This is a genomic window from Gordonia prachuapensis, assembly GCF_036350515.1.
Taxonomy (GTDB): Bacteria; Actinomycetota; Actinomycetes; order Mycobacteriales; family Mycobacteriaceae; genus Gordonia; species Gordonia prachuapensis.
Genome location: NZ_JAZDUE010000016.1, coordinates 71,394 through 97,611 on the forward strand (window position 1 = coordinate 71,394; position 26,218 = coordinate 97,611).

Sequence of the window (26,218 nt, forward strand, 5' to 3'; positions counted from 1 at the left end):
CCGCAGCGCCGAACTCCGGCTTCTCGATAGAGTCACCTGCGTGAGCGCGACGACGGATGGTGATTGCGGCCCGACGATCAGTTCAGTCGGGGATCTTATGGAAGTGCTCGCGCCCATCGCCAGTGATGGGCGGGAACTTTGGTATCGCGGGCACCGCAACCACACCTGGCGTCTCGAAGCGTCAGCGTTGCGTGAGGAACGCCATCGTCGCGACGAGCGGGCCATGCTCGCGCGGTTCCGACAGGAAGCTGCGGCCGCCGGTCTCCAGTACGCGTTCGACACCTGGGGCTGGATTACTTTCGCGCAACACCACGCGCTTCCCACACGGCTCCTAGATTGGTCGCAGAGTCCGCTCGTGGCACTGTACTTCGCTTGTGAGCGAGATCAGGAGTCGGCTGCTACAGGCGTTGAGTTCGACGGCGAATTCTTCGTGCTCGACCCGAAGGACTTGAATGCCGAAGCCGGCGACGATGATGGCGGGCACCCGCGTTTGCTCTCAGACTCCGATACAAAGCTTAACGACTACCTGCCGGGAAAGGATGCGGAGAACCGCTCTAAGCCTCGGTCGGTCGTGGCGCCCATGACGTTTGACCGCATCCGGTTCCAGAGTGGCACCTTTACCGTCGCCCAAATTCCTGCCGCGACTGCAAAGCAGGAACCGCTTCGAGACGCGCGAGGCCTCCAGTCGTTCTTGGTCCCCGGCGAGGCCAAACACAACCTTCGGGAGCAACTCGACACACTCGGGTTTAATGAGGTTTCGATCTACCGTGATCTCGATCGTATTGCTCAGAGAATCAAGGCGGGCCATGGGCGGACTGCATCATGAGAATTGACACCGAACCACTCAGGGAGATCACGGTTTCCCGGTTCCTGCGCATGATTGATGTGGTCGATCTGAATCCGCCGTATCAGCGAGAGGGTGGTGTGTGGAGCGAAGAGGCTCGTAGTGTACTCATCGATTCGATTATAAACGGCCTTGACGTGCCGAAGCTCTACTTCGAGGCCGCGACCTCACGGCGCAAGAGTCCACGAGGTCTGACGTATCAGTATGCCGTCCTTGACGGCAAACAACGCCTCGAGACGATCCTTGCGTTCGTCTCAGACGAATTGGCTCTGCCCGACGACTTCATGTTCTTCGAAGACAACACAATCAACGCTAGGAAGATGACGCTGTCGAGGCTTCAGCAGGACTACCCGTTACTGGCGCGCCGCTTCCTGGACTTCGAGATCCCAATAGTCCGGGTCACAAGCGACAGCGGGGACCTTGTTGAGGAAATGTTTCAGCGGCTGAACAGTTCCACGGCACTGAACGCGGCCGAGAAGCGGAACGCACTCAGCGGACCCACAAGAGACGCGGCGAACGCGCTCGCCGAGCACTCGTTGCTACAAAGATGCTCGCCGATTCGAAACGCGCGATACAAGTACCGTGAATTGGGGGCCAAGTTTCTGGCGATTGAGCTTCAGCTGTCAACATCCGGTCGGATTTTAGATACTAAAGCGAACACGCTCTACAAACTTTTCGTCGACACTCGTGGTGATGTGCCTCGTATCGACGCAAATGAGATGGAGGCCTATCGATCCAGCGCCGAGGAGGTCTTGGATCGCATGAAAGATGTGTTCGACGAAAACGACTGGCTGCTTTCCTCTATCGGAACCGTGGTAGTTTACTACATCGCTTTTCGTAAATCAGATTTCGCCAATGTCGTCGATCGAGACAAGCTGGTGAACTTCGAAGTGCTGCGCAAATCGGCCACGCAGATCGCAGAGTATGAACCATCTTACAATCGAGGGGGAAACGTCAGACTGCGCGAGTACAACGCATTCGTACAGTCTACAAACGACGGTCGAGCACTCACACGGCGCGCGGAAATTCTGGATAACTTCGTTAAGGGTTATGACGGCTCCGATCCACTTTCGGGACTCGATACGATCCCTGATGGGGAGCTACCTGAGACCGATGAAGACGAGCCCTAATACAGCACAGTACAAGTTCCACCGCCGCCGCATCGTCGGCCGCGACGAAGCACAGCAGCCGATCTGGCGGAGGTCGTGGTCGCTGTTAAGGCCGGACGCCGGTCAGATTCCTAACCGTACCGACGCGATCCGTCGCGGCGGCTCGCCAATCGTGCCCCGGCTCGAGTCCCGCCGACGACCAAAGGCAACTGGGCGTTCACTCTCGTGCCTCGCTCAAACGACGAATCGAACCGAACGCCGCTGGTTGAGATATCCAACTCCCGTCGCGTCCAGCATGAAATCAGCGGCTGTAGTGAGTTGTCCTCCGCTACTTCGTCGTGGGCGCCGAGTAGTGTCCGAAGTGCCCGTTGAAGCATCCAGAACTTATTGCGGGCACCGCCTAACGACTAGCTAGGATTGATATGTCCGCGGAGACCCTTGACCTTACCCCTTCCCCACGAATCCTCGATGTGATTGCCGATGTAGACATGCGAGTCGAGGAGTGCCTCGCCGAGCTCATCGATAACGCGCTTGATGAAATCGCCGACGCCCAGAGGGCGGATCCGGGCTTCGAAGGGCGCGTGGAGGTCGAGTTTCCGTACGGGTCGGAGAAAGTGGGTTCGGATTCGGTTGTTAGCGTAACTGACACGGGTCGTGGTATGTCTCTGGAGCAGATGCGTCAGGCACTTCGCGCGGGTTCTTCTGGCAACTCTCGCTTCGGCTCGCTGGGGCTGTTCGGCATGGGCTTCAACGTGGCGACCGGGCGACTCGGCTACACCACGACGGTCGTTTCGGGCCGAGCGGGGGAGGATCACTGGACAATCGCGGAAATCGACATTCAGGCCATGGGTTCGCGGGACTCATTCCAGGTGCCTATCCGCACGAAGCCCAAGGCCATTGGGGAGCACGGAACCTCAATCAGTGTCACAAGGCTACGACCGGACACGGTCAAGCGTCTGCGCTGGCCGAACGTGGCCAACAGCGTAAAGGCCCGTCTCGGCCAGACGTATTCTTACATGCTCAGAGCACTAGACGGCACTGAAATCGCCGGGGCAGACGTGATCGGCGGCCTCGGTGTCGGGCTCACTCTCAATGGGAGTCCCGTGGCTCCATATATCCCGTGCATCTGGTCGCCGACGCGATCAGTGTCCTATAAAGGGCAGGACGTGCCAGCGGTCACCCAGGTGCGCCACGAATTGAAGCCCGCGTTCGCCTGCATGGCCTGCGGGCACTGGCACTCGGAGAATCTCGAGGATGTCGACTTGTGCCTCCAGTGCGAGTCGGACCGAGTGGAACTTCGCAGTCGCGTCATTCGCGGCTGGCTGGGTATCCAGCGCTACGACGACGCCAGTGACTTCGGTATCTCGCTGATCCGCGAGGGCCGCACAATCGTCCACCTAGACAAAGGCCTATTCAGGTGGACCAATCCTGACACCGGCGAGGAGGTGACGGAGTATCCGATCGAGCTGGGCCGCGGGCGAATTGTAGGCGAACTGCACCTGGACCATGTCCCGGTGAACTACCGAAAGACGGACTTCGGCCGTGACACCGTCGCATGGAACACCGTGCGTGACACGGTGCGCGGGGACGGCCCGCTCAAAGAACAACTGGCCAAGCAGCACGGGTACCCGCTAAACACGTCGGGGCTTGGCATGCTGGTACATGCATACCGCCGGTACGACCCGGGTTACCGCTACCTCGTGCCCGGAGACGGATCAAAGGCGTTGGCAGATCTGGCGCGCAAGTGGGGCCAGCACTTCCGCGAAGGGCTGTCGGACTACCAGAGCGACGAGATGTGGTGGAAGAACGTAGTCAACCACGAGGAGATCAAGTCTGGGCTCGCTGCGGACGACGAGGACGACGACATCGAGGATCTCCTTCCCGACTCTGGTGGCCGCGGCTCCGAAGGCGGTTCCAGTGAAGTGGATTCCAACGACGCCGCCGATGCTGCAGACGAAGAAGACGACGTTCCCGAGACAATCGCCGAGCGTCGTGTCCGCTACCGAGCCCACGGACGGATCGTCCCCCAGCTCGACGGTACTGAGGTAGTAGTCCCGGGCCGGAGCCGAACGATCCAGGTGACTGCGTACATCACGTCTGGGGCGGAGTTCATCCAGGGCCCCGACAGATTCTCATCCGTGAGTCTTGAGGCCAACGTGCTAGAGCTGTTCATCGACGAGAAGCACCCGCTGTTAGACGGGTTCGGATGGAACCCTGTTGACGTGGCGGTGATGCTGTTTCACGACACCACCTCCGGATACTTAGGGTACGACGGCAACGCAGGGCACTTCATCGAGCAGGTTCTCGATCAGATCGGTGACCGACGGGTCGACGCCTCGACAGTCCGGCAGTCGGCCGAGGGGCTACTCGACGAGATCCGCGAAGTTAGCGCACCGATCGTGAAGGGCGATCCGGCTGGCATCTGGGCAGCGTTGTCCCCCAAGGCGAAGATCGAAACTCAGAAGGCGGCGGCAACGATGGATCGCACGGACTGGGACGAGTTGGAGGCCACCGGCGGGTACTCGGAGTTCCTTAGTCCGCGTGCGTTCGAAGATTTGGCAGTGGAGTTGCCCGAGCGCGTGCTCGACAGCGGGATCTTCACGACGACCTACGGGTCGTGGCACGATGAGTCGATCCGAGAGGAGAAGCTGTCGCACCTAGCCAGTCTGATCAGGGATCTGGAGCGAACTCTTTCAGTCTCGGACAGAATGAGTTCGCGGGAGTTAATTAGGCTCTCTATCGGTTTGGAGTCGCTGAGCGCGACCGTCGCTCAAAGGTCTCTGTCGTGAGCGACATTTCGTTCCTGTCTACCGACCGGATTGCCCAGGGTGGCCCGGCTGGGTTCACTAGGGTGCTGGAGCGGTTGTTGCCGCTGTTAGGTTTCACCCAGGTCTTGAATATTGACGGGCCGAACGACCAAGGCGGGGACATCATCGCCCGTTACGGCCGCGACTTGGTCGGCATTCAGGTCAAGTGGCGGCTGGATCCCGCGACGGGCTCGGTTAGCGAGGATGCCGTGGACGAAGTGTCCAGTGCGATAGATGCATACGGTGCGTCGTCGGGGATCGTCGTCACCAATGGGCGTTTCACCAAGTCGGCGCGTGCCCGCATCGCCGCGTTCGAGAAGGTAGGCCGGTCCATTAAAGTCTGGGACGGCGCCGCACTGGTCAAGCTGTACCGCAGCGCCAAGACTTTGCCGCCGTCTATGGAACTGCGTCCGTACCAGGTCGAGGCCGTCGATGAATCGCTCGCCGCGCTGGACGACCCGGAGCGCCGCAAGGCCCTGGTCTATCTCGCCACTGGGCTGGGCAAAACCGTCGTCGCTGGCTCGGTCGTCGCGGACCGTCTCGAGCGCGACCCGTCTGGGAAGGTTCTGGTGATCGCCCACGGCGCGCCGCTCGTCGAGCAACTCGAAAAGTCGATGTGGCCATTCATCCCGAAGGACATCACGACGCAGATGATCGGACAGGGCGAGCACCGCGACGACCTCTCGGGGGTTACGTTCGCGGTACTGCCGACGGCGCACGCGTACGTCGAGCGGGGTTATCGGCCGGACTTGATTGTCATCGACGAGGTGCACCACGTCGGTGAAAGCGGCTACTACGCGCACATCATCGAGATGCTTGACGAAGTACCTAGGTTGGGCGTGACCGCAACTCCTTGGCGCGGGGACAAGTTTGACATCGAGTCGACGTTCGGCCCGCCGGTGGTTGCGATGTCAATCGCCGATGGAATCAGGCGCGGATATCTCGCCCAGGTGGACTATCAGCTGCTCGCCGACAATATTGACTGGGAGTTTGTGAAAGAGGCGTCGGAGCATTCGTACACAATTAGGGATCTGAACCGTCGGCTGTTCATTCCGGAACGCGACGAGGCGATCATTCAGCGCCTGACCGGCGTGTGGAACTCCACTCGCGCGCCACGGGGAATAGTGTTTTGCCAGTCGATCGAGCATGCGGAGAGGTTCGCCGGGCTGCTGCGTGAGCACTCCTCGTGGCGCGGAGTCGAGACGATCCATAACGACATGGGCGGCCGCGAGCGCCAGCAACGCCTGCTACGTTTCCGCTCGGGTCAAACGGAGCTTCTGGTTAGCGTCGACTTACTGAATGAGGGGATCGACGTGCCGGATGTGAACATCATCGTGTTCGCTCGAGTCACGCACTCGCGCCGAATATTCATTCAGCAGCTGGGCCGGGGTCTGCGGCTGAGGGCGGGCAAAGAGCGCGTCGCGGTCCTCGATTGCGTCTCCGACCTCAGGCGCATCGCCGAGGTCTCGGGGTTCCGCGCGCAGATTGAGGCCGGTGAGTCGGAGGTCCTGAGCGTCAAGCGGTCCAGCTTTGACTTCGAGGACCAGGGAGTCAAGTCGCTCATTGAGCAGTGGGTCGCAGACGTCGGTGACCTCGCAACAGCTGCTGACATGGTTAGGCTGGAGTTTCCGCCTACCGTCGACGCGCCCGCTGTCGAGACGAGAGGGCTGACGTGAGCAAGCTACCCGACGACATCAAAGACCAAGCGCTCCGGTACGCCTACGCTGTGTTCGACCGCAGACGGTGGGAACAGGTACCAGCTAGCCAGCGCGGTGCGGTCTTTGATGAATTGGTGGCCGATGCGAAGTTCAGCGAGCCATTGCGGCCGTACCTGACAGCGGCGCAGATGCGGGTCTGGATCAAGGACAGCGCCGCGAAGGAGTATCCACGGGCGCTGGAAGGGGTCGGATCGGCATCGCAATACACCACGCGCCGGTTTCCTGGCCCCGAGGCCATCGTCGGTGCGACGCTTGGTGAGGATTGGGCGGTCATCGCCGAGTCGGTGGAGCAGAAGCCAATGCGCTGCCGTGCGGGCGGCCCCACAGGCGATGAGGCACTCCTGGCGTGGGGGCCTTACCGGATCTTACGTGATCTGTACTGGGCCGCCTCAGGTGCGAGACTCGCCGGTGAGAACAGGGTAGGAATCGTAATTACGCGGCCCACAATGGCATGCCTTTCGAACGATGATTGGGAGCATGTTCAGGGGTTATGCGGGCTCATCGGAGCCGAGCCGTTCTCGGTCATGTATGCGCCACGTTCGCTGCCCGCGACCGACCCCTAACCGGCGATCCTTGTCGTTCTATTGTCGCGAAATGTGGCTGCGTTCAAGCGGTCACGGACCGACCGCGCCACTACTGACGCGAGGTCAACCGGAACGGCGTTGCCGAGCTGGCGCATCGCTTCGCTCCAAGGGCCGTGCAGGCGGTAGTCGTCGGGGAAGGTCTGCAACCGCGCGGCCTCGCGAACAGTGAAATAGCGCACTTTGCCGTCGACATTTCGGAGCATGTTCTCACCGCCAGGGACGCCGTGGACACCAGCCTTCAGCGTCTTGGCCGGAGCATCAATGTAAGAGCCGGTGTGGCCAGGGTACGACTTGGCTCCGGGTTGTGGGACGTGGTTGAGGACCGCGGTGCTCCCAGGGGCGGGGAGACCGACGAGGGCGTCACGGACCGTGAGCCACGGGCTGAGTGTGGTGTTCGAGTCACGGGCCGTGCGCAGGCGGAAGTCGCGATGCTTCCTAGCAACCTCGTGGCGGTCCCAGTAGGAGCCGTCCTCCTGGGCAGCGCGGAGCGCAGCCGCCGAGTGGGTCTCTCGTGGGAAGTGCCATTCGGCATTCACGTCAGCGCGGAAGCCGACGAAGAACACACGCCAACGCTGCTGCGGTACACCGTAGTCAGCCGCGTTAACCAGAGTAGGCAAAACCTTGTACTGGAGGTCAGAACGCGCTGCGGTGTCTTCTGACTGTAGGCGATCGAAGTGGTCACCCCAGGACTCATCGTGTGCGGCTCGAAGCTCCGGGTGGGCGAGACGCAGACGAATGTAGTTGTAGTAATCCGAGAAGCCCGGCCGCAAGAGTCCGCGGACATTCTCGATGATAAAGGCGCGCGGGCGTAACTCCCGGATGACCTCGGTCGTTGCAGGGAACATATCTCGCTCGTCATCGGCGGCATTGCCCTTGCCCCCGCCGGAGAACGGCTGGCAAGGCGGCCCTCCACTGACCAAATCGACGCCTTCGGGCAGCTTGGACCAGTCAATGCGACGGAGGTCCCCCTCACGCACGTCGATACCTTTGACTAGCGGGTATCCCGCGTCTCTATTCTCGCGGAGTGTGTCGCAGCACCAGTGGTTCCATTCGGCGACGACCTCGGTGGAGAACCCGGCCTTGTGAGTTCCGAGGGTCAGTCCGCCGCCACCGGCGAAGAGTTCGACGCTGCGCATGCTGAATAGGCTATCGGTACCTGCTGACATTTCGATCGACCAGGGCGAGCGTGGCGCACACTAGGGAGATGAGCGAAAGCTGGGCGTCGAGTCCCGCGGTCCGGGCGTCAATGCGTGGTAACTGTCGCCGCGACACCGGACCTGAATTGGCCGTGCGCAGGGGCCTGCACGCTGCCGGGTTTCGCTACCGTGTCGACCATTCGCCGCTGCCGGGCTCGCGGCGGCCGCGCGCGGATATCGTGTTTATCCGCGTGCGTATCGCTGTATTCATCGACGGCTGCTACTGGCATGGGTGCCCGGACCACTACCGACCTGCGACGAGAAACGTCGTGTTCTGGGAGGAGAAGCTTCGAAGCAACCGAGAGCGCGACGCTCGCAGCGACAAGCTCCTCCGCGACGCGGGCTGGAAGGTCCTACGTTTCTGGGAGCACCAGCCAGCCGCAGAGGTTGTCGCGGCTATCGGCGCGGAGGTGGTGTCTCGAAGTGGTTGAGCCGCGACTCTCGTCAGCACCCCCGCCCCATCGGCTTGCCGGAGCCCGTCGCTGGCGATCGCAGCGGCGTTGCACGATGTCGGTGCACGGTCGACGACTCAATCGCATTGAGAACCGCGATCGACTTAGTTGCGCCCCGATGCAGCTGTCTGAACCATGCCCCTTCCGCGCCGCCTGACGGGCAAAATCTCGTCACCTGAATCGGGCCAACCTCGTGCCTCGGTTCTGAAGGGCCTCCGCATACCCAACGCGGCTGGGCTCCGAACGTTGACAGGGTACGGCACGACCAAAGCTACCTGCCGACAGAATGCGCTGATAGTGTCCATCCATATCGAAGGTGGGAGGGTGGATGCCCGAGCAAATCGGCCGACACTATGTGCTAATCGGCGCAGACGCGCGTTCAGGTGGTTTAGCGACTGTACGCAAGGGGATAGACACCCGAGACGGATCGCCAGTTGCTGTGAAGTTCGTCAGCGGACCTTCGGACTTGTTAACACAGAAGATATTTGATCGAGAAACCAAAGCCCTTCGAACACTGAGTCACCCGAATATTGTGGGATTTCGCGACGCTGGAATAGACGACACAGGTACCTATTACGTGGTCCTGGATTGGGTCGATCGCAACCTATCGGATCTATTACAGGAGCGCCCCTGGCGAAGCTGGGACGACGTATACGGGTCGGTCGCGAAGCCGCTTCTTGAGGGCCTTGCGTACGCCCATCTAAAGCAGCTAGAGCACCGTGATATCAAACCGGCAAATATTCTGATCGACAACTCGGGGAATCCTCTGCTAGCAGATTTCGGAATCGCGAAGGTCAGGGGGGATGAGCCGCAGAGCGAGATAACCGTGCACAATTTTCGATCGGGTGCGTACGCGCCACCAGAGCGTGAAGCGACAATCCCGTATGTTCGCGACGTGTACAGCGTCGGCGTGGTGCTGCTTCAATGCCTAAGTGAGTCAAAGATCCGAGACTTTCCCGACATTAAGATAGCGCTGGAATCAGTTCAGGTTCCTTCGGACGTTCATGACCTCTTGGCGGCGTGCGTCAGTCCTGATCCCACCGAGCGACCAGCGAATGCCAGCGCAGTCGCATCCGCGTTCAATGAACTTGCAGTTGACAGAGTCGCCGAACGTGAACAACCGAGAAACCCCGTTTCCCTGAGTTTGACCCGAAAGGCACAGGAACACCTTGCGGGAGAACCTGTTGACCTACGGCGTGCAGCAGCCAAGTTGCGGGATGACCTGTCTGGTGAGGTCTTCGCCAGCTTTGGAATGGAGCGCGAGTCGGGCAGCCGCGACCGGAACCGTATCTATTTGATAGGAGCGGAGCACAGGTACACGCTGCTACCTGATAGTCAGACGGTCGGCTTCAAGGTCATTGCCGCGCAAGCATTGGAGTTCGAACGTCTCGAAGGGGCGCGAAAGCATAGTTGCTTGCTCCCGCCCGTGTTCAGTTGGGCGGTCGCGCAGTCAGTGATCTCGGAGTTGAGTGATCGTGCGGGTCAAAAGTTGATCGACATACTTGATCAGTTCTACGAAGTAGTCGACGACCTCAAAGATGAATCTAGCGAGCAAGCGGGCGAGGAGCTGTTCAGCCTGTGGGATCGTGTCCTGGACGCGCGCGATGACCTAGCTAGAGGCGAGCACGCGCCGCTCGCTTACAGATCCGTCCACGTCGATGTCCGGCGCGCCACCTTCGAATTGACTGAAACGTGTGAGGTGGACCTCGTAGGAACGAACTGGGAGATAGTCGATAAGCAATCTGAGTGGAGATATGGAAATGGCGAGGTGATCGATCAGGGTGCCGACGAGATCACCCTGCTGTCGCCAAAGTCTCTACCTCAGCTCCCCGCGACGGCAACATTGGTGCCGTACAACCATCTGGCCGCAATAGCCTTGAACCGGCAAAGGGAAGCCCTCGTTGACGTCAAGGGCGGTACGACACCGAGCCGAAATCTGCGAACAATTCTGGTCGACCCATCTTTGAACTCTGAACCCGCTATCCATGTCATCGACGACTGGTTGAGTGAGCTGGACCCGATCAAGCAGAAGGCTGTCCAGCTAGCGCTGGGCGCACAGGACGCACTTGTCGTTCAAGGGCCTCCTGGAACTGGCAAGACGCGCTTTATCACCGAGACGGTGGCGCAGTTCTTGGAGCAGAAACCCGACGCGAGAGTGCTGATTGCCTCTCAGACTCACGTCGCGGTTGACAACTCAGTTGAGCGACTTCACGCTGCGGGAGTCAAAGGCCTAGTGCGCCTGGCCGGCGATAACCACTTGGTAGTTCAGCCAGGAGTCAGACACCTCCTATTGGACAGGCAGAGGAGGAAGTGGGTAGGGAAGATCCGCAACCATGCCGCGTCGAACCTGTCTGAACGGGCACAAGAGCTCGGAGTGGAGGCCGATCACGTGCGAGCTGCGCTCACGCTAGAGCAGTTGGCCGTCGTCAGCAGCAACATCGAAACCATTAACCAGCGAATCGGCGCGAACGGTAGCGACAGAGTCGATCAACCATCTGATCTCGCAACTGCGGTTGACGAAGACTCCCACAGGGGAGAGTTGCAAGCAAAGCTCGATCAGCTGAGTGACCGTCATGATGAGTTGACAAAAATAGCTCAGAGCTACTTAGCGGGCGATCTCACGATTCCGGGCGATATCGGCAGTGTCGAAGCGCGCGCCGCGATTGATGCCTTGTTGGGCAGTAGCACTCCGGTACGGCAGCTCCTCAAGCGCCTGGAGCTGCAAGCCTCTTGGCTCGAGGAGATTGGCGTTGAGGATGGACTCACTTCGATATTCTTGTCGGGTACCTCGGTAGTCGCGGGTACGTGTACAGGTTTCTTGAGAATCAAGTCTGTGAGGGAGCTTGAGTTCGACCTCTGCATCGTCGACGAGGCGTCAAAGGCGACCATTACCGAGGCGCTGATCCCCATGTCACGCGCAAAACGATGGATCTTGGTTGGCGATACCCGCCAACTTCCCCCAATGGATGAAGATCTACTCCGCGCGACCAAGCTCATGCAAGAGCATGAATTGACTCCGGACAACGTTAAGGAGACTCTCTTCCAGAGATTTGTAGACCATCTTCCCGGACATTCACAGCTAGTTCTTCAGGAGCAGTACCGTATGATTCGCCCAATTGGCGACATGATATCGACCTGCTTTTACGACGGAAAGTTACGCTCACCTAAAACGCATGGATTGGAAGGATACGAAAGAGTACTCGGACGTACAGTAAGGTGGATCGACACAGGCCCGTTTGGCGCAGCTCGACGTGAAAGCGGAGTCACCAGCTATGCAAACCGAACAGAAGCGCAACTCTTAGTCAAGCAGCTTCTCATGATAGACAACGCAGTTGAGCACGGTCTGATCCAAGCGCCTGATGGAGACAACCTTGAAGTCCTCGTCATTGCGCCATATAAGAAGCAGGTCGAAGATCTGAAACGAAGACTCGCGCCTCGAGCATTTCAGCATCTGACTACGACGGTACTCTCGGTCGACGCGGTGCAGGGTCGCGAGTCTGATCTCGCATTGGTTTCTCTAACCCGGAGTAATTCGGAAAACCGGCTGGGGTTTCTGGGCGCCGAGTACTGGAGGCGAATTAATGTTGCACTGTCCAGAGCGCGGTACGGTCTGACAATCATCGGTGACGCTGGCTTCGTTCGCGAAACAAACGGTGCTTTGCGCTCTGTCCTAGAGTATATCGAGAATCATCCTGCCGACTGCGAAGTGAGGTTGGCTGATCGTGACTGAGCAATTCCGCACTTTTCAACGCCGTTTCGGCGAGTCCCGACCAGGTCTTCAGCTGATTGCGGTAGAGCATGCTGCGATTCCGGTCTCGGTCCTGCGCGCTGATGTACTCGCTCAGGAGAAGAAGAAGCTGCCGATCGCAGAAAACTATACTTTGCAATTTGTCCAACGAGGTGTTGACACACCCAAAGCAATTGCGAGCTTCCTTGGCCTAGATACCGCCCATATCATAGAAGCTGTGGCGTCACAGGTATCCGAGAATCATCTGCGGAGGCTTTCCGGGGGCCGCCTGGCACTCACGCCCTTGGGTACCGAAATTGTACGGAACCTTGCCGCGAGCCAACCTGTATTGCGCCAGCTTCCCATTAGCTTCGATCGCCTTACGTGGACACTAGCCGATTATCGAGAGTCGGCGCTGATAAAGAAGAGTGAAGCCGAAAAAAGGGGAATGTGGATACTTCCCGCTGCGAGGAGCGCGCACATCGGGGTAGACGACGTGAGCGCAAACGACTTCAATACCCTTTTCAAGGACGATCGTATTCAAGTTCTTCGCGTCCGCAAGGTGTCTGCAAAGAAGCATCGGTACTTGTCCGTACAGATGCTCGTATATGCCGATCAAAGCCGTCGCGAGTTGGAGCTTGCAATCTGTATTGACGACGAGCTGGCGACTGATCATGGCCTCGCCCTTGATCGCATCGAAGCTGTTGAACGACTTGGTATTTCGTTTGGGGAAGCGGAGCCCAGGCCTATACTTGACGATGACCTGGAGAGTCGGCGCTCGACTCATTGCGAGGTAGATTTCGTTGACGCGCCTGCAGCGGTGAGAGAGATCGGTGCCGGAGGCGAGGTTGCTGCCATGGTTCGCGGCGTGAGCGTTTTCGAGCATGCCGACTTGCTGTCCGAGGCATTGTCGACTGCTAACTACCGTATATTGATCATCGCGCCGTGGGTAAAGAATTCTGTCGTGAGTACCGAATTCGTATCCAAGCTCGAACGGCGCCTGCGTTCTGGTGTCGAGGTTACGATAGCTCACGGGTACGGCGACGACGACCGTGGATCAGACGAGTACGCGCTAAAGCGTCTTCACAACCTTGCAACAAGGTTTGACAATTTCCTGTTTATCCGGGTAAAAAATACGCACGCGAAAATTCTAATTTTCGATAGTTGTTGGGTAACCACTAGTTTCAATTGGCTGTCTTTCCGCGGTGATTCTGATCGGACATACAGAATGGAGGAAGGGACGCTTGTAAGGATTCCCAACCGTGTAGATACTGAGTACGTGCGGTATCTATCGCTGATTAGGCAGCATGAAGTTCGTGAATCATTGTAACAAACTGTTCAGTATCCGTTGACGTATCTGTTCGGCCATTAAAAGAGTTCGTAACTGATTTCAAGCAAGTCACGCTCGGACCGCTCTGCAGGTTTTTCAGTTCATGTATACGACGACACGATTATTTCTGAGCCTAATGCGAGTCGTGCCGGCTGCCGTACTCTAACAGTCGGTTTAATTCAACGCGGGTTTGGCGAAAAATGTGCTCGATGCCAGCTGAGGTAAGTGGTGTCCGGTGAGTGCGCGTGGTCCGGCAAGATAAGGCGCGTCGCAATCGGTGGGTGACCAAAGGAATAGCCGAGCTTGAACGTGTCCTCTCCCTCAAGCGCCGCGTCAAGGTCTGGAGATCGATGGATCTTCAGGTCACTGTCCACGGTGATAAGCCCGGTGTCGAAGGCAACATCGTGGGTGGGGCAGGCCGCTAGACCGTTTCGGAAGTCGAGGCGCTCCCTGTTGGAACACGTGCGCCAAGGCTTGATGTGGCTGGCGGTTAGTAAGCGGGCATGCTTGCGCCCTCCAAAACGTCCTGACATTCCACAGAAAACACAGCGGTGATCGTGATTAGCGAGGACTTGGGATGCGAAGCGATGCTGGCCAATTCTTACTGTTGCGGTCAATAGTTTCTGGGTAAGTGCCACGGGCACGTCCGAACGGTCAACTGCCCACTGCTGAATGCGTGGTTCGAGGTCTCGTTCTATGTCGCTCGCAGACAGTTCGGTCTGACCTGCCAGGTATAGGGAACCTCCGAGTTCGAGGCCGAGGAAGTCGGGCAGAACGTCTGCACCGATTCCGATTCTTCGAGCGGATCTCAGAATCCTAAGGTATACCTCTTGGAGAAGGAGACTGTCAGACTGTAAGCGCGCGGCAACTTCGAGTTCATGCTGACCGGCGTGACTGCGGCTGCCATCCAGGTTGGCCATCTTGGCGAGGAAACTCGATGGCGGGCGGAGGTAGAGCCGGGACAAGTGTTGGACCGGGAACGCAGCCTTGTGTGATGTATTTCCACCATAGCGGTTGTGATCGACAAGTAGGGATGAACAAAGGGACAGTACGACCTCGCTAGGGATGAAGTTGACCTGTCTCTTACCTGGTGGTGGCGACTGTCGGTGGCGCACCGATTCCCACTCTTCGTCGAGGGCGGTGGGCGTTGGATCGAGGAATCGCGCTAGGACTGCCTGCTGGTTTGTCAGTTCTGGTCCTCCGCCCGCGCGCCACGTGGTTGTAAGAAGATAGCACCATGTTGGAGTAGTACGTTCGAACCATCTGGTGCCCCCGATGATGTCGAAACGGCGATGGTGCGGCAAGCTGTAACTGTGTGCCCGCCGCCACCGGGCATGTCAGGGGGACTAGATGGTTGCGATAACGATTCCTGCGCAGCCGGGCGAGACGACCGAAGTCAAAGGTAGCCCGGCCAGCGCGGAGGCGATGGCTCAGCGGTTGACCAATGCCGCCAACACTGTCGAAGGTCAGCAGGATTTCGCCGAGGGTGGCGCCAAGAAGGACGTCGGAGTGAAGGGCGGGGTGTGGTCGGGAGGTGGCGCATCGGCCTACCTCGGCGCCATCGCCCCGTTCGCATCTGAAACCTCCACCGCATACACCGGCCTGACTCGTGGGGCCCGGGCATTGACGGTTTACGGCGACAAGTTGACGGATCTAAAGCGGGTTCATGACGAGCTAACGGATCGCCGAGCTGACCTCGTGCGGTCGATCAGCAACTTCGAGACGGAAGTTCGTAGCTGGGAGGGTAAGGAGATCCCTGCCGCGACGCTGGCCGATCTACAGGCTCGCTCGTCCGCGCTCACCGAGCAGGTGAACACCTACACCACCGACAACACGACGCTCAAGACCGACACGGAAGCCAACGAACGGTCTCTGGTGTCGGGTCTGGGCGCTTTCGGCGGAGTCGCGACCAGTGGCAGGTCTCTGGCTGCTCAGGGTTACGACCCAGCCGTGGCGATACGGTCTGCGCTCGACAAGGTCGGCAAAGGCGCCAATCCCCAGGATCTGGGAAGGATGTCGGCCGAGGAACGGGCGCGGTGGTGGGCTGGCCTGACGCCTGCTGAGCGCGATGCTGCGCTGCAGGAGTTCCCCGAGTATCTGGGCAAGGGTGGCGAGGGTTTGCCGCCGTCGGTGCGCGATATCGCCAGCCGTCAGAACCTGGATCGCGACATTTCGCAAGCTCAAGCCGTTCTTGCCGCACCTTTTCGGGGGTCGCCAAGTCCCGCACATCCGGACCCTGGATCGAAGGCGCGTTCGGACGCGGAGAAGACGTTGGAGAAAGCGCTCACCGTGCGAGGGGCTCTAGAGGACGCAAGTGAGAGAGCACGGGGCGCTCCGGTCTACCTCTATGATTACGACGCCCAGGCTTTTGGCGGCGATGGGAAGGCGGTCGTAGGCATTGGGAATCTCGACACTGCGCGGCACGTCTCGTGGAATGTTCCCGGGTTGACCACTGACATCACGAAGACACCCAACAACGTAGATGCGGCGATCAACCTGTACAACGCCGCCGGCGGTGCAGAAGCGGGTGTCGCCTCGGTCGCATGGATCGGGTACGACGCACCCAGCGGCGCCGACACTGGCGCAGTGGCCTTCTCAGGAGCCGCGGAAGACGGCGGAAACCGGCTCGCCAGCGACATCGAAGGTTTCGTCGCCGCTCGCGATCAGATGGGCCTCGGCCAGGGCGAGGGCGCCGCGGACAAGCTCGATGTCCACCTCATTGGGCACAGCTATGGTTCGGTGACCACCGGGTGGGCGGCCGACGACGGCCGCCTGGCCGGCGATGTGGACACGATCACCCTGATCGGCTCACCTGGTGCAGGAGGTGCTGCGACGGCAGAGGAGTTCGGAATCGGCGAGAAGAACGTCTACGTCGGGTCGGCGTCAGACGACACGGTCACGTTTCTCGGCGGTACCGCTGGCGGATATCCCGGACTCGGCGGACTCGGCACCGACCCGGCCACCACCGACTTCGGCGCCGAACGATTTCGCGCCGAGGGCGGCGACACCACCCTCGGCATAGGTTCGCATACCAGCTACTACCAGCGGGGCTCCGAGTCGCTTGACAACTTGGCCGAGATCGCCAGCGGCCACGGCGAGGACATCAGCCACGAAGACCGCCGTAGTAACTGGGACGTTTACGGTATCGGCGGCGACCCTGCACGGTCACGCGACGGAGAGGGAGAATAGAGCATGCGGCACCAGACGGTACGGAGGTGGCCCGGTCGCAACGCCATGTCTATCGCGCTCGGAGCGGGTGCGGCAGCGCTGTTGCTGTCGGCGTGCGGCAGCGATACCCCGGCGCCGCTGCCCGATTCATCCGATGTTGTCTCAGGCGATGCACCACTGACCGCCGAGCAAGCACAGACTGTCCGCACGTCAGGACGCGAACTCATGCAGTCGGTGGTCGATTCCGTCGCCCCAGCCGGTTTTACGCCGAAGTCAACCGCCTCCTACGAAGAGTGGTCGAAGTGCGAAGCGAAGAGTAGCGGCCTTAACTCTGGAGGAAATTTCAACGGCGTCAACTACATCGCTGACATCTGGTTTGAGCCCGCCGACGAGGTTCCGATCGATGAAGTTCACAACCTGTTGGATTCATTGCCCATTACATGGGGTGAGGATCAGCCGGATAGAGGTACCAGCGGTGTCTATTGGGTGCACATTCAGAACACCGAACCGCTGCGGATCATTGTGGGCAGCCCCTGCTACTTCCTGCAGGACGCGGACGACACCGGCACCATCCCCAACTCGGCGATCACCGAGGTCACCGGCTTCGTTAGTCAAGACTGGGGTCGATGATGTCGCATCCGCGCAGTCAGGACGAAGCATTTGTCGCCGAGCTTTTGGAGTCCGCTCGAAGCCGGATCGCCGACCCGCGCGTCCGGATCTCACACGTGCATCATCCGGAGGCACTACCGGCCGAGTCGTCAACCGATGCCATGGCGGGTGAAGTCGCGGCGAGTTCACTTGCCGCAAAGGCATGGCGAGATGTCGGCTCACTGGCCGCCGAACTTGCGGCTCTGTGGCGACATTGCCGCCTATCCGAAACATTGCCGAACGAGGTGGCCGTGTCCTTTGCGAAGTCGAACGGCGGAGTTGTCCCAGTCGTTACGGCGACCGGTTCCACGTCAGATGCCGCCGAAGAGTTTGCGGCAGTGGGCGATCGGCTTTTGGTCAAAGGTTGGATCCCCGATGACGACAATGCAAGAGCAGAGCTGCGGGCGCAGAATGGCGAACGATCGCTGCACCTCGTCCACTCAGCCGTCGGGACCATCAGCATAAGGATCGTCGGCGAGCAGTTCATGTTCGAGGAATCGGTAGACGAGGTGCTGGGACAGTTGGCACACCTACCGAGAGCGATCAGTTTGTCCGACAACGGCTGAGCACGGGCTAGTCAGGAGGCGATGAGGTGGATATCAACTCGGGTGCGGTGGTTTCCATCAGTAACGGTTGGGGCCAGGCCCACCATGCTATTACCGAAGCGGCATCTAAAGCCGGCGACAGCAGCGGCGACTGGGCTCCGGCCGTGCAGGGCGCAGTGGCGGCCTTTGCGTCTGAATGGCGAGATGACCTGAATCAACTGGCCGCAGAGGCTAATACAACATCTACCAGCCTCGTTGCCGCAGCCCGCACCTACGAAATGACTGACGATGAGGCGGCCCAACTCATGGGAAAGATACAGGCCTCGCGAGCGTCAGGCTCCTGAACAACTTTCGACTTGCACGTTCCCAGGCCCTTTGATGCAAAGGCCGACGCAGTTCGTGTCGACGAGCCAGTGCTGTAGGGCGTTGTAGGGGATTCGGGAAGATAAGGTTGCGATGCTCCACTCCTCGCTGCCGCGTACGCCCTGCTGCCGAACCGTTCGAACAGACGGTTCGCCCTCGCGGGGTTGCTCGTCGATGCGCCGGCACCATCGTCTTGTTGGTGTAGTGATATGACAGATGCGCGCTCTGAGACCGTGTTACGCGAGGCCCAGCACCTTCTTCGGTCCGACAAGCTCTTTCAGAGCAAGCGTCACCCTGCTCCTCAGCCTGGTGGTCTGGCTCGTACCGGGTGCGCTCTGGGTCGTCATCCTCGTGCTGATCGGGGCGTGTCTTGGTCTCGTCGCGTTGGGTACACCAGGAGTGATCCGTCAGATCGGCTCCGGCCTGCTCGTAGGTGCTCTCGCTACACCTCTCGGTGTCATATTCGCGTTCGTTTCCAGTTCGGTCGGGATGTGATTCATCAACCCACTCCCGGCGGCGCCTCCAAACCGCGGCGACAGGCATTACGAAAACGTCAACGAGGTCGCGCAATGTCGATAGTTGTAGGAGCAGGCGCGGTGGCCGTGTTGCTGTCGGCGTGCGGCAGCGATGAACCTGCACCGCTTCCCGGCTCCTCCGAGGTTGTCTCGGATGTCGAGCCGCTGACAGCCGAGCAGGCGCACGCCGTCCGCACCTCCGGGCGTGAGCTGATGCAGTCAGTGATCGATCCCGTCTCCCCAGCCGGCCTTGTACCGCGCTCAACCGCATCGTCGGAGCGATGGTCCAAGTGCGAAGCCAAGACCAGCGGACTCACCGCCGGAGGCAACTACAACGGTGTCAAGTACATCGCCGACATCCGGTTCGAACCCGAGGACGAGGTGCCGGCCGACGAAGTCCGCAATCTCTTGGGCTCGCTGCCGATCACGTGGAGCGGCGACCCGCCAGACCGAGGCACCAGCGACATCTACTCGGTCCGTATCGAAAATACTTCGCCGCTACGGATCATTGTCAGCAGCCCCTGCTACTTCCTGCAGGACGCCGACGACACCGGCACAATCCCAAACTCGGCGATCACACAGGTGACCGGCTTCGTCAACCAGGACTGGAACCGATGATGTCGTGACGGTCACGCTGAACGTCGTGAACCCACCGACCCGGATGTAGCAACGGCATTGTGGACGCTTTGCTGGGCACGGAGCGAGGTGTCACCGCCCTTGGCTTTACTGTTCTGCGAGGCGATGATTCAATCGCGCCGACCACTCGGCGACAGCCCGCGCCGCCTCCTCGACCCACCGGTCACGCTCGGTTTGCCGGTTCGCCCAGAACGTCGGCGACTGACCGAGCAAGTCACCTAGCCGTCGCGACAGCCCCGGGGTGATGTGTGCACGGCCCGCGACAACGTTCGCGAGCAGATCCGCGGACACCCCGAGTCTGGCAGCGGCATCGTCGATCGTCAGTCCGGCATCGTGCAGGACATCACGCAGCTGCTCGCCTGGGGGAATGATCGCTGGATACTCGGACACTGCAGCAAAGTAGCTCTCGAGGGCTTAGGCCGCGAGTGATTATGCGCGGCCTCGGGATCGGGTGGCCGTGCATGGTGGTCAACCCACCCCCGGCGGCAACTCCCCGAACCTGAACACCCGATCGAACACCTGGAAGAAGAACGACGACACCGGCCCGTCGGTCGGGTTGGCGTTCGCGTCGCCGGGCTGCGGCCAGCGGTAGGTGACGGTCACGCTGAACGGAGTGAACCCGCTGACCCGGGTGTAGCCCGTCGGACGATTCGCCACCCCGAGATACCTGCCCGGCCGGAACAGCAGGACCGCTACCGGCGACGACGCGGTGCCGCCCGAGGTGTCGAACGTCGCCCACATCAGGAACGGACAGTTCGGGGTGCGATCCATTGACCGCGCCATCGACCCGCTCCTGGCCACCCAACGCAGATCCGATCGACCGAGCGGCGGCCCGATCTCACGCAGACCCCACTTCACCTCCGACGAGTTCAGGTCCAGGCATAACCCGCGGCCCTCGGTGCCCGCGGCCGGAGTGCTGCCCGCCGGCGCGGCGGACGCGGCCGGCGCGGTCAGTGCGACGGTCAGCAGGACTGTCGCGGCGAGGAGAAAGGTGGCGAGGAATGATCGGCGAAATGGCATGAGTACTCCTGATATTCATCCCGACCTGGGTGAAGCGAGGTGCCACTGAGGCAGGTGTGGTGGGTCAGTCATGGGATCTGAACGCGCACAGGCGGCTTCGGCAGGTACGGCCGGTGCGGCTGCACTGTGAGCTCGACGGGCCCTGAACCCGTGACCGGCTCCCGGTACATGAGTGTCCCGGCGAACGGGACCACGATGCCCGACACCCGACCGTGCACAGCACCCTTGGCGCCGGTTCTGAGATTGCGCCAGTGCACGGTCACTCCGACTCCGCATGGCGCCAACGATCCGGAGATGCCGTAGAACCCGCCCGACACCTGGATGTAGGTGGTCCGTGCGCGCGTCGGCGACGGCGAGGCCAGCAGGTTGATCACACCCCACAGAACGGTCCGTCCGCGACGGAGTAGATCGGGCCCGAGAGCACCGTCCGGTTCTGCGGCTGCGCCTCCGCCGTCGCCTGCACGGTCGTGACCGCGACGACGCACCCCGCGGCCACCGTGCACCCACGTAGGGCGAGGGTGCGCCATCGACCTGCGCGATGTCGCCCCGACCTCGACGACATCGAGGCGTTCTCGGTCTGCTGACCGTGTCGTTGTCGCATGTGTCGGTACTTTCTGCGGGTGAGCGCAGGACAGCGCGGAAGTGTGTGACACAGGTCATATCGGGGCGGGCCAGTGCGGCGTTACCGCGGCATGGACTCGTCCCGGCGACACGAATCGGATTGCTGCGTGGGTCGCTGTGGTCGGAGACGCGACTCAGGCGGACTGGCGTCCGACGATGGTTTCCAGCAGATCGATGAACTGCGACAGGAACGCGTCCTCGCCGAAGGAGTTGAGCTTCCAGAAAATCGCCTGGCTGCCGCCGGACGTGATGGCGACAAGGCCCAGATCTCGTTCGCGTCCTACCAGTGTCACCGTGAGACTCAGGCGATTGGCGCCGACCATGCTGTACCGCTCGAAGACCATGGTCGAACAACGAACGTCACCGACGTTGAGGTCGCTCGAGTCCTCGAAGCTTGCCGACGAGCTGCCGGCGATGACGCCTCGGTGGATCGCGCGGAGGACTTCGTCGAAGTCGCCGGTGAATGTGCGCTCGTGTTTAGCCATGTGCTGTGTCGATCCCGGTCGTGGTGATTGCTGGATCGTGGTGTTGCACTGCGGTCAGGGTGAAGGCCATGCCGGTGATTGCGGCAGAGTGGGGAATCCCTCCGGGCCGTCTAGTTCTGGGATCAACAAGGCTTCACGATCGTCAGGCGTGATCGGGTTCTGGCCGCGGTACGCCGGGATCTGATCGAGCATGCCGGCTCCCCATTGTTTGCAGGGACGCTCGCTGACGGGCAGCTGGGGTGACGAGGGCGCAGCCCAGGGCACCGCGTCGAACTTCCACGGATAGAACACGTCGAACTGCGGGGCGCGCGTGCCTGTTCCCGGTGCAGCTTCGCGTCGAACGTTCGCTCGCGGATCCGCCGTTTGGGGTGGGAGTTTGGCCGTGAAACTGAACTCGTAGACGCTGAGGTAAGAGCTCTGTGGTTCCCAGGTGCCGACCTCGGCTCGGCCGTTGCGCAAGTAGCAGCCTCGTGCTGATACCTCGCTGTCAGAAGCCTGAATCTCCTCGATATTCGCGTACATGGTGCCGAATAGAGCAGGAAAGTCTCCTTCAGGACCTTCTGGGGCGTATAGGCAACCGATCCGGTTCTCGACGCTTGGCTTTGGAGCGGCAGCCACGGCGCCGGGATAAGCGGCTTGCCTCCCGTAAACCGACAATTGGCACGACTCGAGATACGCACGTGCAAGTTCGGCCGGTCTGCTGTGAAGATCAATGCCGTCGGCAGCTGACCAGACGAAAGTGTTGGGACCCGCAACGTCAGTGGGGAAGCGGTAGTCCTCGGGCGCGACAGGGGCAGGTGCGGTCCACGAGCTTGTAGTGAGCGATTCTTCAGCCGGCGTATCCGAAGTCGAGCAACCGGTCCCGGTGGCCAACAGCATGACGAGTACCGAGATCACACAGGCTGCGCGCTTAGCGGACGCAAACGGCTCCCTTTGCCCGGACGCCGCGTTCGGCATCGCCGCGTTGATCGTTGCGGTGTCGTCCGGTCGGGACGCCGATTCGGCGGAGCGCCCCATCCCCTCTACGGCGCCGGGGATGCTGTCTCCGGCACCTGGATTGGCGGTGAAATCCCCGCTCATCGTTCCCCCCGATAGTCGTGCGAGCCGCGACTCGGGCAGATGCTACCGCGGATAGGTGGCCGAACCGGACCACCTGGCACAATCATCACCACCGACGAAGGAGGCAGACGATGGCCGAGCATCGGATCTTCACCACGAGCTTCGCCAGCATCTACCCGCACTATGTGGCCAAGGCCGAACGCAAAGGTCACACCAAGGCGGAGGTCGACCAGGTGATCACCTGGCTCACCGGCTACGACGATGCCGGCCTCGAGACGGTGCTCGCCGACGAGACCGACCTGAAGACCTTCTTCGCGCAGGCGCCCGCCTTCAACCCGAACGCCGAACTCATCACGGGCGTGATCTGCGGTCACCGAGTCGAGGACATCGAGGACCCGCTGATGCAGAAGATCCGCTACATGGACAAGCTCGTCGACGAGGTCGCCAAGGGCAAGAAGATGACGTCGATCCTGCGGGGCGCGACGCCGGCGACCTGAGGCCTAAGCTACCGACTGCTCGCCACCTCGGTGGTCCGGGGACCCGGCGGGGCACAGGTTCGGTGCCGGTAGTCGCGCGTCCACTCACCAGATTCGATGCGGCAGTCCCCACGCCCGCAGTTCGTCGGCGAGCACCCGCCGGAACGTGTCGTCGTCGACGAAGCTCTTCTCATCGAATCCCGACACGGTGACGGTCACGTCCGTGTCGGTGCGGGTCAGCCACGCCTGGACGCCGTCGCCGTACCGGTGGCGACCGGCGGGGTCGACGCCTTGTGCCATCCCACGCACGGTCACGGCGTAAGCCCGGACCCCACCGATGACCAGGAGTTCCGGAGGTAATTGGCCGACGTTGGACGCGACCGCGTCGGGGTAGGCGGCATCCGAGCCGGACAGTCCGGCGAGCCGCGTGGGCGGCACCAACCACGCCAACGGCCGAAGATGCGCCATCGCCGAACGCTGCCCGCCCGCGAGCTTGGTGTAGGCCTGTCGGCACGCGTCGCGCACCGCGGTGAGGTCGGCGGCGGCCTTCGGCACCGGAGTGAGGTACAGCGTCACCCCGGCGACCGCGTTGCTCCGCTCGTCGCCCTCTGCGCGGTCGGACACGGGCAGGCCGACCTTCACCGGATTCTCCGGCGCCGTGTACCCGGCCGCGCGCAACATCCCGCACACGACCGCCACAAACAACGAGTTGGCCGTGCCGCCGTGCCGACTTGCGATCTGGTCCCAGTCGTCGGCCGGGACCGTCGCCGTCGCCCACACCGGGGTGGCTGTCGGCGCGCGGTCGGCCAGCGGAGCGCGCGGTGGACGCGGATCGGTCGGGGTCTCGTCGCGGTCGCGGCGGATCGTTTGCCCAAGCACCCGCAGGAGCCCGAGGCTTGTCACGCCGACCTGGCGTGCCGCGTCGACCAGATCGGCCCGTCGCGACGTCTCCGGTGCGACCTGCACATGGGGGACCGGCCGATCTCCGGTGTTCTCGACGCCCAGCGCCTCGCACAAGCGCAGTGCAGCGGCAACCGCCTCGATACGAGCTGCCCCATCGGCGACGAGGTGCAGGGTGCACAACGACAGCACGGTGTGCCCGGAGCTCGTGACCGCGGCGCGCAGCCGCCAGCAGCGGCCGTCGTCGGGGTCGAGATCCACCGTGCGCAGTTCGGCCACCGCCCAGTCCGCCAGCTGCTCGTCGACGATCGGCTCGTCGTCGAACGCCAATGGCACCGGCTGCGTGGCGCGCACCCAATACGGCCGTGCCCCCGGGACCCGTGCCTCGACCAGACGCCGATGCAGTCGGCCGTGGGTCAATGCGCTGTTCAGTTGTCGCAGGCTGTCTTTGGCAACTTCATCGGGAAAGGTCCACACCATCTGCTGGACCACCGACCAACCCACGCCGCGATGCAGCAGCCAGAACGGCGCGTCCTCCTCGGTCAGCCGAGCGAGCGTCGGCACGGGATGAATGGGCGATGAGGAGTCTTCGATGCCATGCTGCACACCTCCATTGTCCAGATGCTGCCCGGGTTGTCGGCCTCTCCAGGTGCGATGTTCCGCACTCCCCCGGAGGTGTTGCCCACACGTGCGGCGACTGGAGGCGGTACCGCTTTCGCTCAGAGCGTCCGCGTCATCAACGGCATGGACGCGAACTCACCTGGTCGGTCGTGTCGGTCGACGAGTGCGTACAGCTCGCGGTCCCCCATTCCGTTGTGCCGGTGAGACTATACGGATCTCGATACGCACACGTGTCGGTCGCGTGAATGCAGTGGTGCCAGCTCACTTGTGGGTGGAGTCGGTTCCTGACGAGCGAACGTCGTCGATCGTCGACCGAGCCGAGCTATCCGAATGTCCGTCGCAAACGGTGTGCGTGGCCAGTGCGACGAGGTCGCGGGCATCGCTGGGCCGCTCATGACGTGGCCATCCATGCACGATGCGACGCCAAGGCGACGGCACCCCGTCCGCACCCCATCGAGCGCCGAGTAGTCCGCCGGCGATCGCGGCGACGGTGTCCGTGTCGTTGCCGATCCGAATGGCGGTGTGCAGCGCGTTCTGCAGATGCACCGATGGCAGAGTCTCGTCCGACGGTGTCTGGACAATCGCAGCCGCGGCCGCCTGCAGGGCGGTGACCGTGAAACCGTTGGGTGTGAACGTCTTCGGCTCCTGCCCAGCGGCTTCGTCGAGCCACTGTGCCCATCGGTCGGTGCGCTCGACGGGGAGCAAGTCGAGCCCGGCGCGGATGTCTATCCGCCCGTCGAGCACGGCGACTCGGATCGCCTCGCACCACAACACACACGAGTCGCCGGCCAGCGGGTCGGCGTGCGTCAGGGACGCGACGAGACGGGCCGCGTCGGCCAGGTGGTCGCGGTCGTCGAGGTGAGCCAACGCGACGGGCGCGGTCCGCATCAGTGCACCGTTGCCTGCGGAACGTGGGTGCGCGGTGGCGTAGTGGTCCGACTCCTCACGCATGACTCGGCCGGCGCCGCGCTCGCCCGCGTCGAGTCGATGGCGGGTGGCGCCGAGAACCGCCCGGGTCTGGTTGCCGACGTCCGGCGGGTTGCCATCGAACCAGCGTAGGAAGTTCTCGGCGATGGCGTCCAGCGCGTCGTCGGTGGTGAGATCCGCGCCGGTGGCCGCGACGAGCGCAATGGCCATCGCCATCGAGGTGTCGTCACTCCACTCGCCGGGCGCGAAGTCGCCGAGCCCGCCGCCCAGCATCTGCGGAGGCTCATCGTCGGGGAGGACGCGGGTCTCGAACTCGTAGGGCACGCCGAGGGCGTCGCCGACGGCGGTGCCGAGGAGAACGCCTGTGGCGCGGTCGAGTTGGGTGGGGGTGAGGTGCACGGGGGCCTTTCTCGTGGGTGGTGTCGAGGTCTCGACTTCGACAGGCTCAGCCCGGCGGATACGCGTCG

General features: G+C 61.6%; 23 protein-coding genes. 14 read left to right on the top strand and 9 right to left on the bottom strand.

Features of this window, described 5'->3' with window-relative positions; all coding sequences use genetic code 11:
- Positions 1 to 40: 40 nt before the first annotated feature.
- The 5 genes from V1Y59_RS18370 (at position 41) to V1Y59_RS18390 (ending at position 7,041) form a co-directional block, all read left to right on the top strand.
- The gene (locus V1Y59_RS18370; RefSeq protein WP_330506396.1) at positions 41 to 826 is read left to right on the top strand and encodes an FRG domain-containing protein; all 786 of its coding nucleotides are present in this window, start codon (positions 41 to 43) and stop codon (positions 824 to 826) included.
- Positions 823 to 1,974, top strand: coding sequence for a DUF262 domain-containing protein (locus V1Y59_RS18375; RefSeq protein WP_330506397.1), 1,152 nt, complete (start codon positions 823 to 825; stop codon positions 1,972 to 1,974). Before V1Y59_RS18370 ends, V1Y59_RS18375 begins: the two co-directional genes overlap by 4 nt.
- Before the next feature lie 401 nt (positions 1,975 to 2,375).
- The gene (locus tag V1Y59_RS18380) at positions 2,376 to 4,742 is read left to right on the top strand and encodes an ATP-binding protein (protein WP_330506398.1); all 2,367 of its coding nucleotides are present in this window, start codon (positions 2,376 to 2,378) and stop codon (positions 4,740 to 4,742) included.
- Positions 4,739 to 6,436 carry a DEAD/DEAH box helicase family protein gene (locus V1Y59_RS18385; protein ID WP_330506399.1) on the top strand — a complete coding sequence of 566 codons (1,698 nt, stop codon included), beginning with the start codon at positions 4,739 to 4,741 and terminating at the stop codon, positions 6,434 to 6,436. The genes V1Y59_RS18380 and V1Y59_RS18385 overlap by 4 nt, the downstream gene beginning before the upstream one ends.
- Positions 6,433 to 7,041, top strand: coding sequence for a hypothetical protein (locus V1Y59_RS18390; RefSeq protein ID WP_330506400.1), 609 nt, complete (start codon positions 6,433 to 6,435; stop codon positions 7,039 to 7,041). Before V1Y59_RS18385 ends, V1Y59_RS18390 begins: the two co-directional genes overlap by 4 nt.
- Here the strand turns inward: V1Y59_RS18390 and V1Y59_RS18395 are convergent.
- Positions 7,038 to 8,198, bottom strand: a complete 1,161-nt coding sequence (locus tag V1Y59_RS18395) for a DNA cytosine methyltransferase (protein ID WP_330506401.1) — start codon at positions 8,196 to 8,198, stop codon at positions 7,038 to 7,040. The genes V1Y59_RS18390 and V1Y59_RS18395 overlap by 4 nt on opposite strands.
- 68 nt (positions 8,199 to 8,266) lie before the next feature.
- Here V1Y59_RS18395 and V1Y59_RS18400 point away from each other — a divergent pair, with 68 nt between their 5' ends.
- From V1Y59_RS18400 to V1Y59_RS18410, 3 genes are all read left to right on the top strand, one after another.
- Positions 8,267 to 8,689, top strand: coding sequence for a very short patch repair endonuclease (locus tag V1Y59_RS18400; protein ID WP_330506402.1), 423 nt, complete (start codon positions 8,267 to 8,269; stop codon positions 8,687 to 8,689).
- A 349-nt stretch (positions 8,690 to 9,038) separates the two neighbouring features.
- Positions 9,039 to 12,440, top strand: a complete 3,402-nt coding sequence (locus V1Y59_RS18405) for an AAA domain-containing protein (RefSeq protein WP_330506403.1) — start codon at positions 9,039 to 9,041, stop codon at positions 12,438 to 12,440.
- Positions 12,433 to 13,767 carry a phospholipase D-like domain-containing protein gene (locus V1Y59_RS18410; RefSeq protein WP_330506405.1) on the top strand — a complete coding sequence of 445 codons (1,335 nt, stop codon included), beginning with the start codon at positions 12,433 to 12,435 and terminating at the stop codon, positions 13,765 to 13,767. The genes V1Y59_RS18405 and V1Y59_RS18410 overlap by 8 nt, the downstream gene beginning before the upstream one ends.
- Before the next feature lie 179 nt (positions 13,768 to 13,946).
- Here V1Y59_RS18410 and V1Y59_RS18415 read toward each other — a convergent pair whose 3' ends face one another.
- Positions 13,947 to 14,687 carry an HNH endonuclease gene (locus V1Y59_RS18415; RefSeq protein WP_330506406.1) on the bottom strand — a complete coding sequence of 247 codons (741 nt, stop codon included), beginning with the start codon at positions 14,685 to 14,687 and terminating at the stop codon, positions 13,947 to 13,949.
- A gap of 430 nt (positions 14,688 to 15,117) precedes the next feature.
- Here V1Y59_RS18415 and V1Y59_RS18420 point away from each other — a divergent pair, with 430 nt between their 5' ends.
- From V1Y59_RS18420 to V1Y59_RS18440, 5 genes are all read left to right on the top strand, one after another.
- Positions 15,118 to 16,956, top strand: a complete 1,839-nt coding sequence (locus tag V1Y59_RS18420) for an alpha/beta hydrolase (RefSeq protein WP_330506407.1) — start codon at positions 15,118 to 15,120, stop codon at positions 16,954 to 16,956.
- Positions 16,957 to 16,959: 3 nt separating this feature from the next.
- The gene (locus V1Y59_RS18425; protein WP_330506408.1) at positions 16,960 to 17,565 is read left to right on the top strand and encodes a hypothetical protein; all 606 of its coding nucleotides are present in this window, start codon (positions 16,960 to 16,962) and stop codon (positions 17,563 to 17,565) included.
- Entirely contained in the window at positions 17,562 to 18,149 is a 588-nt protein-coding gene (locus V1Y59_RS18430; protein ID WP_330506409.1) for a hypothetical protein, read from the top strand. Before V1Y59_RS18425 ends, V1Y59_RS18430 begins: the two co-directional genes overlap by 4 nt.
- 26 nt (positions 18,150 to 18,175) lie before the next feature.
- Positions 18,176 to 18,472 carry a type VII secretion target gene (locus V1Y59_RS18435; RefSeq protein ID WP_330506411.1) on the top strand — a complete coding sequence of 99 codons (297 nt, stop codon included), beginning with the start codon at positions 18,176 to 18,178 and terminating at the stop codon, positions 18,470 to 18,472.
- Between the two features lie 615 nt (positions 18,473 to 19,087).
- Entirely contained in the window at positions 19,088 to 19,624 is a 537-nt protein-coding gene (locus tag V1Y59_RS18440) for a hypothetical protein (protein WP_330506412.1), read from the top strand.
- 105 nt (positions 19,625 to 19,729) lie between these two features.
- Here V1Y59_RS18440 and V1Y59_RS18445 read toward each other — a convergent pair whose 3' ends face one another.
- The 5 genes from V1Y59_RS18445 to V1Y59_RS18465 form a co-directional block, all read right to left on the bottom strand.
- On the bottom strand, positions 19,730 to 20,032 hold the full coding sequence (locus V1Y59_RS18445; RefSeq protein ID WP_330506413.1) for a HigA family addiction module antitoxin: 303 nt from the start codon (positions 20,030 to 20,032) through the stop codon (positions 19,730 to 19,732).
- Between the two features lie 78 nt (positions 20,033 to 20,110).
- Positions 20,111 to 20,662 carry an LppP/LprE family lipoprotein gene (locus tag V1Y59_RS18450; protein ID WP_330506414.1) on the bottom strand — a complete coding sequence of 184 codons (552 nt, stop codon included), beginning with the start codon at positions 20,660 to 20,662 and terminating at the stop codon, positions 20,111 to 20,113.
- 68 nt (positions 20,663 to 20,730) lie between these two features.
- Positions 20,731 to 21,147 carry a hypothetical protein gene (locus tag V1Y59_RS18455; RefSeq protein WP_330506415.1) on the bottom strand — a complete coding sequence of 139 codons (417 nt, stop codon included), beginning with the start codon at positions 21,145 to 21,147 and terminating at the stop codon, positions 20,731 to 20,733.
- Positions 21,148 to 21,417: 270 nt separating this feature from the next.
- Complete coding sequence (locus V1Y59_RS18460) at positions 21,418 to 21,768, bottom strand: DUF6054 family protein (protein WP_330506417.1); 351 nt, start codon at positions 21,766 to 21,768, stop codon at positions 21,418 to 21,420.
- 54 nt (positions 21,769 to 21,822) lie between these two features.
- The gene (locus V1Y59_RS18465; RefSeq protein ID WP_330506419.1) at positions 21,823 to 22,848 is read right to left on the bottom strand and encodes a hypothetical protein; all 1,026 of its coding nucleotides are present in this window, start codon (positions 22,846 to 22,848) and stop codon (positions 21,823 to 21,825) included.
- A gap of 110 nt (positions 22,849 to 22,958) precedes the next feature.
- Between V1Y59_RS18465 and V1Y59_RS18470 the strand changes: the two genes are divergently transcribed.
- A complete protein-coding gene (locus V1Y59_RS18470) occupies positions 22,959 to 23,324 on the top strand; it encodes a DUF2200 domain-containing protein (RefSeq protein ID WP_330506420.1) in 366 nt (121 codons plus the stop codon).
- An 84-nt stretch (positions 23,325 to 23,408) separates the two neighbouring features.
- On the opposite strand, the gene V1Y59_RS18475 is transcribed toward V1Y59_RS18470, so the two are convergent.
- Together V1Y59_RS18475 and V1Y59_RS18480 are read right to left on the bottom strand one after the other, a co-directional pair.
- Positions 23,409 to 24,809: a hypothetical protein gene (locus tag V1Y59_RS18475; protein WP_330506421.1), complete on the bottom strand. Its 1,401-nt coding sequence runs from the start codon at positions 24,807 to 24,809 to the stop codon at positions 23,409 to 23,411.
- Between the two features lie 276 nt (positions 24,810 to 25,085).
- Positions 25,086 to 26,150 carry an ADP-ribosylglycohydrolase family protein gene (locus tag V1Y59_RS18480; RefSeq protein ID WP_330506422.1) on the bottom strand — a complete coding sequence of 355 codons (1,065 nt, stop codon included), beginning with the start codon at positions 26,148 to 26,150 and terminating at the stop codon, positions 25,086 to 25,088.
- Positions 26,151 to 26,218 lie beyond the last annotated feature (68 nt).